Genomic DNA, 14,449 nt, shown 5'->3' with positions numbered 1-14,449 from the left:
CAGGATTCGCGTGAGCGACCGGGTGATAGGAGCCAGAGCTCGATGTGCGGAATAGCCGGGGTTTACGGACCCGACGACCCGGCCGGCCTGGACCCCGACGTCCTGACGGCCATGACCGACGTGCTGGTGCACCGGGGACCAGACGCGCACACCACCTGTCGGACCGGCGCGTTCACCGCCGGATTCCGCCGCCTGTCGCTGGTCGACCTGGCCGGCGGCGGACAGCCCCACAGCACGCCGGATTCCTCCGTCGTCTCGGTGTGCAACGGCGAGATATTCAACCACCGGAGCCTGCGCGAAGAACTCCGGAGAAAAGGCCACAGATTCCGTTCCGGATCGGACACGGAAGTCCTTGTCCACCTCTACGAGGAATACGGGACCGAACTCACCGACCACCTCGACGGACAGTTCGCCTTCGCCCTCTACGACCGGCGCGAGGACCGCCTGCTGCTCGCCCGCGACCATTGCGGAGTTCTTCCGCTGTTCTACACCGCGGTGGCCGGCCGGATCGTCTTCGCCTCGGAGATCAAGAGCATTCTCCGGCACCCGCTGGTGGAACGCCGGGTCGACCTGCGCGGACTCGACCAGGTGCTCTCGCTGCCCGGACTGGTCAGCCCCCGGACGATGTTCGAGGGCATCCGGTCGCTGCGCCCCGGCGAGCGGCTCGTCGCGGACCGCTCGGGGCACCGCACCGAGCGCTACTGGGACCTCGACTACCCGCTCTGGGACGACGAGGCACGCCGACGGGACGCGGCCGCGCTCGCCGACCCGCGCGTCCTCGACGGGCACGCCGACCGGACCAGGGACCTGCTCGAAGCGGCCGTCCGCTCCCGCTCGGTCGCCGACGTCCCGGTCGGGATGTACCTCAGCGGCGGCCTGGACTCCAGCCTGATCGGCGGACTCATGGCCGCCGAACGCCCCGACCACCCGTGGCCCAGCTACGCGGTCACCTTCCCCGGCAGCAGCATCGACGAGGCGCGCTACCAGCGACTGGTCGCCGGCAAGATCGGCACCCGCCACCACGAGGTGCCGGTGGACGCCGCCGACACCGCCGGCCTGCTCGGCAGCATGGTCCGGCACGCCGAGACCCCGGTGAAGGAGTCCTACAACGTCTGCTCGATGCTGCTGGCCCGCAAGGTCCGCGCCACCGGCACGGTGGCGGTGCTCAGCGGCGAGGGCGCCGACGAGCTGTTCGGCGGCTACCCCGGCTACCTCTTCGACACCGGCGGCCCGGACCGCGGCCCGGGCGACCTCCTGGAGGAGCAGCTCGAACGCGAGGCCGCGCACCGGATGTGGGGCCTCGACCTGCGGTACGAGACCGACCAGCTCCCCGCCCACGACCTGCGCCGCCAGCTCTACAGCGGCCCGCTGGCCGAGGAGTTCGACCGCTTCTCGGTGACCACCCAGCGCCTGGTCGACCCGGACCGGCTGATCGGGCGCCACCCGCTGCACCAGCGTTCCTACCTCGACTTCCACCTGCGGCTCGCCGACCACCTGCTCGGCGACCACGGCGACCGGATGGCCATGGCCAGCTCCGTCGAGATGCGCTTCCCGTTCCTGGCCAGGGACGTCGTCCGGCACGCGACCGCCATCCCGCCGTCCCTGATGACGGCCGGCGGCCGCGAGAAGGCCGTGCTGCGCCGCGCCGCCGAGGGGCTCGTCCCCCACGAGGTGCTGAACCGCCGCAAGTTCGGCTTCCGCAGCCAGACCAGCACCGAGCTGCTGCTGGCCGGCGACGAGTGGTTCAACGACCTGCTGTCGCCCGCGACCGTCCGCCGGCAGGGCTACTTCGACCCGGCCGTCGTCGCCGAGCTGATCCGCCGGCAGACGACGGGGGCCCGCACCGTGCACCCGCACCTGGACACGGACTACCTGCTCGTCATCGCAACCTTCGCGATCTTCCTGGAGGAGTTCGACCTGCCGTGCCTGGGATGACTGGGACGACCCGAGAACGCGTCACCACGCCCCCGGCGACCGCCCTGCGGCCGTCGGCGGCCGACGCCCCCGCACGCACCGGCGCGCCCGGCGCCCGCAGGCCGCTGATCGGCGTGATCGGCGGCATGGGCCCGCTGGCCTCCACCGAACTGCTCAACACCGTGTACGGACTCGAACCGCCCGAGCACGAACAGCTCGCCGCGCGGATCCTGCTGTGGTCCGACCCGGCCGTGGCCGACCGGACCACGGCCATCCAGTCCGGCACGGTCGACCTCGTGCGCGAAGCGCTGGAGGACTCGGTCGACCGCCTGCTCACCGCCGGCGCCGACGTCGTCGTGGTGGCCTGCATCACCGCGCACCCCGCGATCCGGCTGCTGCCGGAGCGGCTGCGCTCGCGCTGCGTCTCCCTGGTGGACCTGGTCTTCGACCGGCTCGACGAACACCCGGGCCGGCACCTGGTGCTGTGCACGCGGGGCAGCGTCCTCGCCGGCGTCTTCACCGACCACGAGCGCTGGCCCGAGTTCGCGCACCGCCTGGTCCTGCCCGACGAGGCCGACCAGGAGCAGCTGCACCACCACATCTACCGGCTCAAGCGCAACGCCGACCGGCTCCCGACGATCGACTTCGTCCGCGGACTGCTGCCCAAGTACCGGGCCGCCGCGTTCGTCGCCGGCTGCACCGAACTGCACCTGGTGACCCGCGCGATCGAGTCCCGCGGCCTGACCCGGCACCTGCCCAGCATCGACCCGATGACCGTCATCGCCCAGCAGATCAAGGACGGAACACTATGACAACGCCGACGGTCCTGGGGCGGTGGGCGGACAGCCTGGCCCGCAACGGCGCCCGCTGCGCCATCAAGTCCGGTCCCCGGAAGGTGAGTTACGGCGAGCTCGCGGGCCGGGCGGCCGGCTACCGGGCCGCGTTCGAGGGCGCCGGCCGGCCCACCGACCCGGTCCTGATCGCCACCGCCGACCCGGTCGAGGTGATCGCGGCCGTCCTCGGCTGCGCGGCCGCCGGCCGCACCTTCGCACCGGTCGACCCCCGGCTGCCCGCCGCCGTACTGGACGGCGTGCTCGCCGCCCTCCGCCCGGGCACGGTCGTCGCCGACGCCGTCGGCCGCGAGGCGCTCGCCGGGCGGCGCCTGCCCGACGGCGCCGGGATCGTCCACCCCGAGACGCTGGAGCCCCGCGCGTGGTCCGCCGAGGACCGGCCGGGGGCCGCCCCGGAGGACCGCGGCTACGTCTACTTCACCTCGGGCACGACCGGGCGCCCGAAGGGCATCCGCGGCAGCCTGGAGGCCGTCCACCACTTCGTCGACTGGGAGATCGCCGAGTTCGGCATCGGCGAGGGCACCACGGTGTCCCAGCTGACCTCCCCGGGCTTCGACGCGTTCCTGCGCGACGCCTTCGCCCCGCTGTGCGCGGGCGGCACCGTCTGCGTGCGCCCGGACGACGGGACGCCGGTCGGCGAGGGCCTGGCGCGCTGGCTCACCGAGAACGAGGTCGAGGTCCTGCACTGCGTGCCGACCCTCTTCCGCACCCTGCGCTCCGCCGCCCTGACCCCCGACTCCTTCCCCGCCCTGCGCGCCGTGCTGCTCGCCGGCGAGCAGCTGCACCCCTCCGACGTCGCCTGGTGGCGCGGCCTGTTCGGCGGCGACAAGGAACTGGTCAACCTGTACGGGCCGTCCGAGACCACCATGACGAAGCTCTTCCACCGGACGACGGAGGAGGACGCCCACGCCCGGCTGGTGCCGGTCGGCCGGCCGTTGCCGGGCGTGGCGGCCCGGGTGCTGACCGGGCCCGGCGACCCGCAGGACGCGCTCGGCGAGGTGGAGCTGGAGGTCCCGTTCCCGCTGCTCGGCTACCTCGGTGAGGACGAGTGGCGCGGCACCGCCACCACCTACCGCACCGGCGACCTCGGCAGGTTCCGGCCCGACGGGACACTGGAGCTGTTCGGCCGCCGCGACCAGCAGGTCAAGGTGCACGGCGTGCGCATCGACCTCGGCGAGGTCGAGAACGCCCTGCGCGGCCACCCCGGGGTGGAGGACGTCTGCGCGGCGGCGGTCACGGAGGACGTGTCGACCGCCCTGGTCGCCTACGTGGTGGCCCCCGACGTCCCCGACGCCGAGCTGCGCGCGCACGCCGCGCAGCTGCTCGCACCCGGCCTGGTGCCCTCGGTGTTCGTCCGCATGGCGGCGATCCCCCGGACGCTCAACGGCAAGGTGGAGCGCCGCTCCCTGCCCCGGGTCCGGCTGCAGCGCGCCGCCGACGCCACCCGGGCGCCGCAGGGGCCGGCCGAGACCCGGATCGCCGCGATCTGGAGCGAGATCCTCGGCCTGGCCGGCATCAACCGCGACGACGACTTCACCCTGCTCGGCGGCGACTCCCTGGCGATCGCGCGGCTCATGGACCGGGTCCGCCACGAGTACCGGGTCGACCTGCCGCTGCGCGCGTTCCTCCAGGACCCCACCGTCACCGGGCTCGCCTCGGCCGTGACGGACCGCACGGCGCGGAGCGGATCGTGAGCGCCCCCGCGCCGGCCCTGCCCGCCAACACGGTGCTCCGCGCCCGCCTGACCGGGGAGCTGGACGTCACCGCGCTGTCGGCGGCCGTCGACGACCTGGTGACGGCGCGTCCGGAACTCGCAGCGGCGGGAGCGCGGCCCGGCCGGGTCCGGCTGAGGGTCATCGACCTCTCCCGGTCCGCCGGGGAACAGCAGCGGAGCGTCCTCGCCGAGCTGGCGGCCGACGAGGCGGCCCGGCCGGTCGGCGCGGCCGGCCGCCCCCGGCTACGGGCCTGCCTCGCCGGGCTGGGCGCCGGGGCGCACGAACTCCTGCTCGCGGTGGACCGGGAGCAGGTCGACACGTGGTCGGTCGCCGGGCTGACCCGGGACCTCGGTGCCGCCTACCGTGCGCGGGTCCCGGACGCGGTGGCGGCGCGGCCCGCGACGGGACCGGCGCCCGGGACCGGACCGGTGCCGGGCGCCTGGCTCCCGGGCGAGCGGGCGTTCCGCACGCTGCCGGGGGAGACCGGGGAGACCGCGGAGAGCGGGGAGACCGCGGAGACTGCGAAGACCGCCGCCGTGGCCGAGCGGGTGCTCGCCGCCTTCGCCGCAGTGCTCGGCCGCTACGCCGGGACGGACGAGGCCGTGCTGACCGTGCCGGACGGCCCGGTACACCGGACGATCCGCGTGGACCTCGCCGGCGCCCCGACCTCCGCCCGGCTGGCCGCCGCGGTGCGCACGGCGCCGGACGCCGGCCCGGACACACCGGCCTTCCCGATCCGCGCCGTCTTCGCCGGGCACGACCTGCCGGCCGCGGCCCTGGAACTGCCGGGCGTCGCGGAACAGGTGAGCGTCGACTCCCCGCCCGACCCCGAGGGCCGGCTGACCCTGGCCGTGACCGGGCCGGCGGAGTTCACCGTCGCCCTCACCGGCGCGCTGCCGGGCCGGGTGACGGCCGAGGGCTTCGCCGACCACCTCGCCCTGGCGGTCCGGTTCGGGCTCGACGACCCCGACCGGCCGCTGGCCGAACTCGACCTCTCCGGCCGCCCCGCGCCCCACCCGGCACCCGGCCCCGCCACCACCCGGCCGTACCGCGACTACCTGGCCTTCCTGGACGAGGAGTTCGCGGCGCGGGTACGGGAGGCCCCGGGGGCGGTCGCGGTGCGCTCCGAGGAGGGCACGCTCGACTACGGCGGGCTGGACCGGTGGAGCTGCCGGACGGCCCACGTCCTGGACCGTCACGGCGTCGGCCCCGGGCGGGTGGTGGCGCTCCTGTTGACCGGCGGGGCCGGCCGGATCGCGGCCGTCCTCGGGGCGATGCGCACCGGTGCGACCTTCACCTGTCTCAACCCCGCCGACCCGGACGCCCGCCTCCGCGACATCCTGGCCGGCACCGGGGCGGTCTGCGTGCTCGCCGACGAGGCCGCCGTCGCGGCGCACCCGGCGCTGCTCGGACCGGACGGCAGGTTCGCCGGCCTGCCGGTGGCGGCGCCGGTGCCCGCCCCGGGGGACGCACCGGGGGACGGCCCGGGGGACGAGCCGCAGGGCGAGCACGTCTGCTTCCCGGCCCCGCCGGCCGCCGACCGCCCGCTGTGCATCGTGCACACCTCGGGGAGCACCGGGACGCCCAAGGGCATCGCGCTGTCGCGGGCCGCGTTCGCGCAGTTCGCCGAGTGGCAGCGGGAGCGGTTCGGGATAGGGCCGGACAGCCGGGTCGCCCAGTGGGCGCCGCTCACCTACGACGCCGCGTACACCGAGATCCTCGCGGCGCTCACCGCCGGCGCCGCGCTCTGCCTGCCGCCCGAAGCGGCCCGGCGCGACCCGGTCTCGGTGGTGCGCTGGCTGCGGCGGGAGCGGATCGGGCAGATCCAGACCGTGCCGTCGTTCTTCCGGCTGCTCACCGAGGCGCTGGACGCGCAGGGCGGCGAACTGCCCGACCTGCGGCACGTCCTGGTCGCCGGCGAGGTGTTCCCGGTGGACCTCGCCGAGGCCTGGGCGCACCGGGCGGTGCGTCCGCGGCTGCACAACCTGTACGGGCCCACCGAGTGCATCCTCGCCACCCACCACGAACTGCCCCCCGGCGGGGAGTTCCCGGCCGGTGTGCCGATCGGCGTGCCGATCCCGGGCCGGGAGGCGCTCGTCCTCGACGGCCTCGGCCGGCCCTGCCCGGTCGGGGTGCCCGGCGAGATCCACCTGCGCAGCGCGTTCCTGGCCGGTTCCTACCACCGCCGGCCCGCCGAGACCGCCTCGGCGTACCTGCCCGACCCGTGGCGGCCCGGCCGGACGCTGTACCGCACCGGCGACCGCGGCCACCTGCGGGCCGACGGCACGCTGGCGTTCACCGGCCGGACCGGCAACCAGGTGAAGATCCGCGGGAACCGGATCGAACTGGACGAGGTCGAGGCGGTGCTGGAGCAGCAGTCCGGGGTGCGGGAGGCCGCCGCGGCGGTCCGCACCACCGCGTCCGGCGACCCCTGCCTGGTGGGCTACGTGGTGGCCGACCCCGGGGTCTCCGGGGAGGCGCTGCGTCGGCTCGTCGCGGCGCGGCTGCCCGCCCCCGCGGTGCCCGACCTGATCGCGGTGCTGGCCGACCTGCCGCGCACCGCCACCAACAAACGTGATCGTGCGCGGCTGCCCTGGCCCCTGCCGGCACGACGGAGCGAACCGGAAGGTGACGAACGATGAAGAACGCCGAAGCGGCGATCGCGGCCCTGGCCGCCGAGACCGGGGTCGGCCCGGAGACGGTGCGGCTGGCCGCCTCGTTCAAGGTGGCGGCGGTGCTCACCGGCTCCGACGCGCTCGGCGACGACGGGCGGAGCTGGCGCGAGCTGGTCGCCCGGGTGGCCACCCCGCAGGGGCGGGCCGAGGCCGAGCGGGTCCGGGAGGAGGCCGCCGCCCAGGGGCACGTCGGGCCCGACCGCACGGAGGGCTACGTCCGGGCGGTCCTGGAGCGGATGGCCGGCGCCCCGGACGAGGCGCACGACGAGCACGGCCTGGTCGACGGGGAGGAGCTCGCGGCCACGCTGGAGCTCTCCGCCGGTCCGGTCCGGGAGCTGCCGGACCGCCGGTTCCACGAGCTGTTCGAGGAGCGGGTGCGCCGGCACCCCGACGCGGTGGCCGCGGTGCAGGCCGGGCGGAGCTGGACGTACGCGGAGCTGAACGGCCGCGCCAACCGGATCGCCCGGTCGCTGCGGCAGCAGGGGCTGGCCGACGAGGACGTGGTCGCCGTGGTCGCCGAGCGCTCGCTGGAGTGGATGGCCGCGGTGATCGCGATCTTCAAGGCGGGCGGCTGCTACCTCCCGCTGGACCCGGCCTTCCCGGCCGAGCGGATCGCCGTGGTGCTGGAGCGCAGCGGCTGCCGCCGGGTGCTGGCGGACCCGGGGCTGAACCAGGTCGACGAGGCGGTGCGGGGCCGCGGGGTGACCGTCTCGGTGCTGACCGAGGTGCCGGCGTCTGTGCCTGCCGAGCTGTCTGCCGAGGTGCCGGCGGAGGTGCCGGCGGAGGTTCCTTCGGCGGAGACGGCCGGGTCCGGCCCCGAGGACGACCTCCACCTGCCCGTCGGTGCCGAACAGTTGGCGTACATCTACTTCACCTCGGGCTCCACCGGCGAGCCCAAGGGCGCGATGTGCGAGCACGCCGGCTTCCTCAACCACCTCTACTCCAAGATCGAGGACCTGGGCGTCCGCGAGGGCGACGTCATCGCCCAGACCGCCCCGCAGTGCTTCGACATCTCGCTGTGGCAGCTGGTCGCCGCGCTGCTGGTCGGCGGCCGGACGGAGATCATCGGACAGGACACCATCACCGACGTCCGCCGGTTCGTCGAGACCGTCACCGTGGCCGGCGTCCAGGTGGCCCAACTGGTGCCCTCCTACCTGGACCTGGTGCTGGAGACCCTCCAGGGCGAGCGCCTCGGCCTGCCGTCGCTGCGCTGCCTCGCGGTGACCGGCGAGGCCCTCAAGGCCGAACTGGTGCACCGCTGGTTCGCCGCCTTCCCCGGCATCCCCCTGGTCAACTGCTACGGCACGACCGAGGTCTCGGACGACACCAACCACGGCGTGATGCACGGCCCGCCGGCCGGCCGGTCCGTCCCGCTCGGGCCGCCGACCCGCAACGTCCGCGTGTACGTGGTGGACGAGCGGCTGCGCATGGTCCCGGACGGGGCGCCCGGGGAGATCGTCTTCGCCGGGGTGTGCGTCGGCCGGGGGTACGTCAACGACGCCGCCCGGACGGACGCCGCGTACCGGGCGGACCCGTACCGGCCGGGGGAACGGCTCTACCACTCCGGGGACTTCGGCCGCCGACTGCCCTCCGGCGAGTTCGAGTACCTCGGCCGCCGGGACTCGCAGGTGAAGGTGAGCGGGTTCCGGATCGAGATCGGCGAGATCGAGAACCGGCTGCTGCAGGTCCCCGGCGTCCGGGACGGCGCCGTGGTGATCGCCGGTTCGGCCGAGGACCCCCAGCTGGTCGGCTACTACAGCGGCGGCGCCGCCCCCGAGCCCGGGGACGTGGAGCGGGCCCTGGCCGCCGTCCTGCCGCACTACATGGTGCCCGGCCGCCTGCTCCGCCTCGACCGGCTGCCGCTGTCCGCGAACGGCAAGATCGACAAGAAGGCGCTGACCGCCGCGGCCCGGGAGCAGGGCCGTCCGGCCGCCGGCGGCGGCGTGGCACTCCCGGAGACCGACACCGAGCGCCGGGTCGCCCGGCTGTGGGCCGAACTGCTCGACGTCCCGCTCGACCGGATCGGCCGCGGCTCCCGCTTCGTCGAGCTCGGCGGCACCTCGCTGGCCGCGATCCGGCTGGCGATCGCCCTGGACCGCGCCGTGACGGTGGGCGAGCTGAAGGCCACCCCGACCGTCGCCGAGGTCGCCGGACTCCTCGACCGCAAGGCGGCCGGCCGGACCGCGGAGGCGCGGCGATGAGCCCCGCCACCCCCGCCGCCCGCACCGTCCCGCGCCTGCGCGTGCTGGACGCCGCCCCCGGCCCGGAGTGGCCCGCCGCGCACCGGGCGGAGGTCCTCGCCGAGGTCGAGGCGTCCGGGGCCGTCCTCCTGCGCGGACTCGGCGTCGCCTCGGCCGCGGACCTCGCCGCCGTCACCGCCGCCCTCGGGATCGAGCCGATGGCCGAACGGGAGGGGTTCGCGCCCCGCGAGCACCACGGCGGGACGGTCTACTCGGCCTCGCACTGGCCCGCGGACGCCCCGATGTGCATGCACCACGAGCAGAGTTACGCCGCCGAGGTCCCCGGCCTGCTGCTGTTCGGCTGCCTGACCGCCCCGGAGCGCGGCGGCCGGACCATGCTCGCCGACTCCCAGCAGGTGCTGCGCGACCTCCCCCCGGACCTGGTCGAGCCGTTCCGCCGGGACGGCTGGCTGCTGCTGCGGAGCTACCAGGACGTCGGCGTGCCGTGGACCGACGCCTTCGGCACCGACGACCGGGCCCGGGTCGACGCCTACTGCGCGGCCGAGGGCATCCGGCACGAGTGGTTCGACGACGGCCGGCTGCGCACCGTGCAGCGCCGCGCCGCCGTCGTCGCCCACCCCCGCACCGGCGCGCCCGGCTGGTTCAACCAGATCGCCTTCCTCAACGAACTGACCATGGACCCGGTGATCCGCGAGTACCTGCTCGACCAGTACGGGCCGACCGGCCTGCCGTTCACCACGGCCCACGGCGACAGCACCCCGGTCGACGCCGACACCGTGGAGACCGTCAACGCGTTCTACGAGGCGGCCACCTTCGGCGAGTCCTGGCGGGACGGCGACGTCCTGGTCGTCGACAACATCCGGATGGCCCACAGCCGGGAGCCGTACGAGGGATCCCGGGAGGTCGCCGTCGTCCTCGGCGACCCGGTCCGGCTCGACGGACACGTCCTGACCGACGGACACGTCCTGCCCGGCGGTGAGGCCGGATGACCGCCGCCTCCTTCGCGCAGGAACGCGCCTGGCTCGCCAGCCGGTTCGCCGCCGACACGGCGCTGTACCACGTCGCGGACCAGTGGCCGCTGCACGGGGACCTCTCCGAGGCCCGGATCCGGGCGGCCCTGGCCGCCGTGGTGGAGCGGCACGAGGCCCTGCGCACCGGATTCCGGGTCGTGGACGGCACGCTGACCGCCGTCGTCCACGACCGGGTCGACTCCGCACCGGAGGTCGTCGACCTCTCCGGGCGCACCGAGGAGGAGCAGCGCCGGGAGCGCGGGGTCCTCGCCGACCGGCTGAAGCACACCCCCTTCGACCTCGCCCGCGCACCGCTGTGGCGCGCGGGCCTGGTCAAACTCGGCGCCGGGCGCTGGCGGTTGCTGTTCGTCGCCCACCACGCGGTCTGCGACGCCCCGTCCCTCTTCAACCTCCACGCCGAGATCACCGAGTTCTGTGCGGCGCTCGAACAGGACCGGCCGCCGCGCGTCCCCCCGCTCGCCCTCTCCTACGGCGAGCACGCGCGGCAGCAGCGCGAGCGGCTCGGCGGTGCCGGGACCACCGAGTCGGCCGGCTACTGGCGGGCGCAGCTCGCCGGCCTGCCGGCCGAGCACGGCCTTCCGCTGGACCTGCCGCGGCCGGCCCGGCGGTCCTTCGCCGGCGCGGAGCTGCGGGCCGAACTCCCGGCCGGCACGGCGCCCGCGCTCGCGCGGGCCGCCGACCGGCACGGGGTCACGCCGTTCGAGCTGCTGCTCGCCGGGTACGCGGCCCTGCTCCACCGGCGCTCCGGCCGGGACGACGTCGTCCTCGGGGTGCCGCTGTCCGGCCGGGACCGCCCCGAACTGCTGCCCCTCGTCGGCACCTTCGTCAACATGGTGGTGCTCCGGGTGGACGCCTCGGGCGACCCCTCGTACGCCGGGCTCGTCGAACGCGTCCGGGCGGTGTGGCGGGCGGCCCGCGACCACCAGGAGACGCCGTTCCAGACGGTGGTCGAGCACCTCGCGCCGCAGCGCGGCCCCGGCCTGCCCCCGCTCTACCAGCTGGCCTTCAACACCACCGCGGCCGAGGGCTTCGGGCCGCCGTCCACCACCGCCGAGGACGACCTGCTGCTGGAGGTGTCCGGCACGACGGCCCGGCTGGAGTACAACACCGCCCTGTTCCGCCGGGAGACCGCCGAAGGGCTGCTCGCCGACTACGCGGCGGTGCTCACGGCGGCCCTCGCCGACCAGTCGACACCGCTGTCCCGGCTCCCGGTGAGACCGCCGCGCCGGGCCGGTGCGGCCGGCCCGGTGCCCGCGTCGGGCGCCGTGCCGGGCCCGCCCCCCGGCCACGTCCCGCCGCGCACCGCCGCCGAGGAGGTGGTGGCCCGCGCCTGGGCCGACGTCCTCGGAATCGACCGGGTCGGCGTGCACGACGACTTCTTCGCCATCGGCGGCCACTCGCTGCAGGCGCTGCGCCTGCTCGCCCGGCTGTCGTCCGACCACCGCGTCGAGACCACCGTCGACGCCTTCTTCTCGAACCCGACCGTCGCACGGCTGGCCGCCGAGCTGGAGCGGCACACCGCAACGCGCCGGGAGCACCGGACCGACCCCGAGGGAGAGACATGGCAGTGACCGGCCGGATCGACGGCGTGCCCAGCGAGGTGTGGAACGAGGAGGTGCTGGCCCCGCAGTTCGGCTACGAGGCCGAAGCCCTGCTGCCGCACTACGTGTCCATCGAGAAGGTGCTGCTGCTGGAGTACCGCAGGATGGGCCTGGTCGACCCGCAGGGGGCGGCCGCGCTCGCCGGCCGGCTCGACGGCCTGACCCCCGAGCTGATCCGGGCGGACCCGCGGGACAACATGTCGGACATCTTCTTCGCCATGGAACGCCACGTGGCCCGCGGCGCCACCGCCCCCTTCGCGGCCTGGCACGTCGACCGCAGCCGCAACGACTTCCAGGCCTGCGGCCAGCTGCTGTCCTGCCGGGAGAACATCCGTGCCCTCGCCGCGGACCTGGTCGCCCTCGGGCGCACGGCCGCGGCGCGCGCCGCCGAACTGCCGGACAGCCCGATGCCGGGCTACACCCATGCGCAGGCCGCGCAGACCATCACGCCCGCGTTCTACCTCTCGGCGCTCTCCGAGGAGACCCTCGGCGCGGCCCGGCGGCTGCTGGCCACCTACGACGAGATCGACCGCTCGCCGCTGGGCGCGGGCAGCATGGCCGGCCAGGAACTGCCCTGGGACCGCGAGCGGATGGCCGCACTGCTGGGCTTCCGGGAGCCGCAGGCGCACGCCCTGGTCTCGGTGGCCTCCCGGTCCTGGGCCCTCGCGGTCGCGTCCGAGCTGTCGAACTTCGCGGTGGCCCTCAGCCGGTTCACCACCGACCTGATGACCTGGAGCGGCGCCGGGTTCGGGTTCGTGGACTTCCCCGACGCGCTGGCCGGGATCTCCGCCGCGATGCCGCAGAAGCGCAACTTCCCCGTCCTGGAACGGATCCGCGGCCGCTGCTCGCACGTCGTCGGCTGCGCGACCCAGCTCGCCTTCGCCCAGCACGGCACCCCGTACGCCAACAGCGTCGAGGTTTCCAAGGAAGCCGGGCAGCACCTCCGGGCCCAGTTCGCCGCGCTGCGCTCGGCCCTGCGGCTGGCCCACACCACCCTCGCCACCGCGACCTTCCGGACCGACCGGATGCGCGAGGCCTGCGAGGGGGACTTCCTCGGCGCCTTCACCCTCGCCAACCTGCTCACCCTGGAGGCCGGGGTCCCCTGGCGGACGGCGCAGGTGATCGCCGGAGCGTACGTCAGGGCCGCCATCGCCGGCGGCCTGACCGCGGCCACCCCCGACGGTCCGCTGCTCGCGGCGATCGCCGAGGAGCACGGCCACCGGGTGCCCGAGCCCGCCGAGCTGCTGTCCCGCTCCTTCGACTCCGACCGGGCCGTCCGGATCAAGCACTCCGCGGGCTCGACGCACCCCGACGCCGTCCGCGTCATGCTCGCCGCGCAGGAGGACGGGTACCGGGAGCTGGCCGGGCAGTGGCGGCTGCGCGACGAGGCGGCGAGCGTCGCCGCGGCGCGCGTGGACGCCCTGCTGGCCACCGTCGACACCGCCGCCGGGGACACCGCCGCCGGGGACACCGCCACCGTCGACACCGCCGCCGGGGACACCGCCGGGGAGACCGCGACGGTCACCCCGTGACCGGGCCCAGCCTCATCACCCGCCGCCCCGGCGCGGACCTGCGCAGCGGCCGCGCCGAAGCCTCCGGCACCTTCGGCGAACTGCTCCAGGGCCGGCTGCCCGACGGCACCGACTTCCTCGTCACGCTGCCGATCACGCTCCGCTCCCGGGCCTGGTTCCGCTTCGACCCGGCCGGCCCGCTGCGGGTCTTCCCCGCCCACAAGACGAAGTCCCTGCGGCTGGCCGAGGCCATGCTGGCGGCCCACCGGCCCGGTGGCGGCGGGACGCTGATCCTGGACAGCGACCTGCTGATCGGCAAGGGACTGGCCAGCTCCTCCGCCGACCTGGTCGCCACCGCGCGCGCGGTCGGCGGCGCGCTGGGCATGGACACCGGCCCGGCGGCGGTGGAGCACTGGCTGCGCCCGATCGAGCCGACCGACGGGGTGATGCACCCGGGCGTCGTGGTCTTCGAGCACCGCGAGGTGCGGCTGCGCGAGGCGCTCGGCGCCCTGGCGCCGGCCACCGTGGTCGCCGTGGACGAGGGCGGCCACCTGGACACCGTCGCCTTCAACAAGCGTCCCAAGCTCTACTCCCCGGCCGAGACGGCCGAGTTCACCGCGCTGCTGGACGCCCTGACCGCGGCCGTGCGCGCCGGGGACCCGGCCGCCGTGGGCCGGGTGACCACCCGCAGCGCCGTCCTCAACCAGCGTTTCGCCCCCAAGCGGCACCTGGACGCGATGCTGGCCATCGCGGAGCGGACCGGGGCGCTCGGCCTGGTGTGCGCGCACAGCGGCACCATGCTGGGCCTGCTGTTCGACGACGCGGATCCGGACCGCACCCGCAAGGTCGCCGAGGCGCACGCGGCCTGCGAGGCCCTGGGCGACGACACCCTCCTGTTCCGGACCCTCACCCAGCCCTCCCCGTAGGGGCACTTCCCACACCTCTTAAGG

9 protein-coding genes are annotated in these 14,449 nt (G+C 75.4%); all 9 read left to right on the top strand.

Annotated elements, in window-relative coordinates; genetic code table 11:
• Positions 1-42: 42 nt before the first annotated feature.
• Genes asnB through AB0D10_RS27000 form a run of 9 tightly spaced genes read left to right on the top strand, consistent with a single transcriptional unit; the run spans position 43 to position 14,425 of the window.
• On the top strand, positions 43-1,935 hold the full coding sequence (asnB, locus tag AB0D10_RS27040; protein ID WP_360261168.1) for an asparagine synthase (glutamine-hydrolyzing): 1,893 nt from the start codon (positions 43-45) through the stop codon (positions 1,933-1,935).
• Positions 1,932-2,726, top strand: coding sequence for an aspartate/glutamate racemase family protein (locus AB0D10_RS27035; RefSeq protein ID WP_360261165.1), 795 nt, complete (start codon positions 1,932-1,934; stop codon positions 2,724-2,726). Before asnB ends, AB0D10_RS27035 begins: the two co-directional genes overlap by 4 nt.
• Positions 2,723-4,459 carry a non-ribosomal peptide synthetase gene (locus AB0D10_RS27030; protein ID WP_360261163.1) on the top strand — a complete coding sequence of 579 codons (1,737 nt, stop codon included), beginning with the start codon at positions 2,723-2,725 and terminating at the stop codon, positions 4,457-4,459. The genes AB0D10_RS27035 and AB0D10_RS27030 overlap by 4 nt, the downstream gene beginning before the upstream one ends.
• On the top strand, positions 4,456-7,122 hold the full coding sequence (locus AB0D10_RS27025) for an amino acid adenylation domain-containing protein (RefSeq protein WP_360261160.1): 2,667 nt from the start codon (positions 4,456-4,458) through the stop codon (positions 7,120-7,122). Before AB0D10_RS27030 ends, AB0D10_RS27025 begins: the two co-directional genes overlap by 4 nt.
• A complete protein-coding gene (locus AB0D10_RS27020; RefSeq protein WP_360261158.1) occupies positions 7,119-9,356 on the top strand; it encodes a non-ribosomal peptide synthetase in 2,238 nt (745 codons plus the stop codon). Before AB0D10_RS27025 ends, AB0D10_RS27020 begins: the two co-directional genes overlap by 4 nt.
• The gene (locus AB0D10_RS27015; RefSeq protein ID WP_360261156.1) at positions 9,353-10,345 is read left to right on the top strand and encodes a TauD/TfdA family dioxygenase; all 993 of its coding nucleotides are present in this window, start codon (positions 9,353-9,355) and stop codon (positions 10,343-10,345) included. The genes AB0D10_RS27020 and AB0D10_RS27015 overlap by 4 nt, the downstream gene beginning before the upstream one ends.
• Positions 10,342-11,958 (top strand): condensation domain-containing protein, encoded by a 1,617-nt coding sequence (locus tag AB0D10_RS27010; protein WP_360261153.1) that lies wholly within the window; start codon positions 10,342-10,344, stop codon positions 11,956-11,958. The genes AB0D10_RS27015 and AB0D10_RS27010 overlap by 4 nt, the downstream gene beginning before the upstream one ends.
• Positions 11,949-13,520 carry a lyase family protein gene (locus tag AB0D10_RS27005; RefSeq protein WP_360261150.1) on the top strand — a complete coding sequence of 524 codons (1,572 nt, stop codon included), beginning with the start codon at positions 11,949-11,951 and terminating at the stop codon, positions 13,518-13,520. The genes AB0D10_RS27010 and AB0D10_RS27005 overlap by 10 nt, the downstream gene beginning before the upstream one ends.
• Positions 13,517-14,425, top strand: a complete 909-nt coding sequence (locus AB0D10_RS27000) for a kinase (RefSeq protein WP_360261147.1) — start codon at positions 13,517-13,519, stop codon at positions 14,423-14,425. Before AB0D10_RS27005 ends, AB0D10_RS27000 begins: the two co-directional genes overlap by 4 nt.
• Positions 14,426-14,449 lie beyond the last annotated feature (24 nt).

The organism is Kitasatospora sp. NPDC048545 (assembly GCF_040651155.1).
In the GTDB taxonomy this organism is placed as follows: domain Bacteria; phylum Actinomycetota; class Actinomycetes; order Streptomycetales; family Streptomycetaceae; genus Kitasatospora.
This window is presented reverse-complemented; position numbering and strand designations above follow the sequence as displayed.

Coding starts and splice junctions, on each gene's coding strand:
- asnB (WP_360261168.1), top strand. CDS start 43: ATGTGCGGAATAGCCGGGGTTTACGGACCCGACGACCCGGCCGGCCTG.
- AB0D10_RS27035 (WP_360261165.1), top strand. CDS start 1,932: ATGACTGGGACGACCCGAGAACGCGTCACCACGCCCCCGGCGACCGCC.
- AB0D10_RS27030 (WP_360261163.1), top strand. CDS start 2,723: ATGACAACGCCGACGGTCCTGGGGCGGTGGGCGGACAGCCTGGCCCGC.
- AB0D10_RS27020 (WP_360261158.1), top strand. CDS start 7,119: ATGAAGAACGCCGAAGCGGCGATCGCGGCCCTGGCCGCCGAGACCGGG.
- AB0D10_RS27015 (WP_360261156.1), top strand. CDS start 9,353: ATGAGCCCCGCCACCCCCGCCGCCCGCACCGTCCCGCGCCTGCGCGTG.
- AB0D10_RS27010 (WP_360261153.1), top strand. CDS start 10,342: ATGACCGCCGCCTCCTTCGCGCAGGAACGCGCCTGGCTCGCCAGCCGG.
- AB0D10_RS27005 (WP_360261150.1), top strand. CDS start 11,949: ATGGCAGTGACCGGCCGGATCGACGGCGTGCCCAGCGAGGTGTGGAAC.